The 804-nt window shown below is 63.1% G+C and carries 1 protein-coding gene; it reads left to right on the top strand.

Annotated elements, in window-relative coordinates:
• Positions 1–21: 21 nt before the first annotated feature.
• Positions 22–804: outer membrane beta-barrel protein (locus APM_RS19515; protein ID WP_039889388.1), on the top strand; the 783-nt coding region annotated here is incomplete at its 3' end.

The following is an 804-nucleotide window of genomic DNA, read 5'->3' as shown; positions in this document are numbered from 1 at the left end:
CAAGAGCCTGAAGGAGGCATCATGAGTTTAGACCATTCCAGAACGCCCGGCCGGCGGAACCGCACGCGGCTGATCGCCGCCTCGTTTGGCGCGGCGATTTCGCTCTGCGCCCTGCAATCGGCGCAGGCATTCAATGGCCCCTCGGCGATCAAGATCGACGGCGGCCCGCTCGGCCCGCTCCAACTCAGCGGCGGCGCCGATGGCTACATGTACGCGCTCTCCGGCACCGGCAACAGCACGAACAGCGGTCTTCTGACCACCGACAAGAGTACCGGCGCCGAGTTCATGAACGGGCAGATCGAGGTCCAGAAGACCAGCGGCCTCGTGCAGTTCACCATCCAGGTCGGCTCGAACAACTCGCTGACCCTGGGCACCAAGCCCACGGCGACCTCGGTGCAGACCTTCTCCACCGGCCCGCTCTACGCCGGATATATCACGCTCGCGCCGACCAAGAACTTCTCGATCTCGGTCGGCCAGATCGGTTCGCTCGAAGGTTACGAGTCCGGCATCGACTGGAACAACGCCAACGTGCTGACGACCGACCTCTTCTATGTCGAAAATTCGCAGAGCCGCGGCGTTTCGGCGACCTACACGATGGGACCGGTCAGCGCCAGCGTGACCTTCGGCGACGGGTTCGACACCGGGGTGTTCAACTTCCTGCAGGGATTGGTCACCTACAGCTTCAACGACAACAACGCGCTTTCGGTGTTCGGCGCGACCAATCTGGGTCATACCGGCCTGCTCGCGAATACCTATGGCAGCGCCACAACGCCCTACAACCAGTCGACCGTCGGCTCCAATGGC

The organism is Acidiphilium sp. PM (assembly GCF_000219295.1).
In the GTDB taxonomy this organism is placed as follows: Bacteria; Pseudomonadota; Alphaproteobacteria; order Acetobacterales; family Acetobacteraceae; genus Acidiphilium; species Acidiphilium multivorum.
This window is presented reverse-complemented; position numbering and strand designations above follow the sequence as displayed.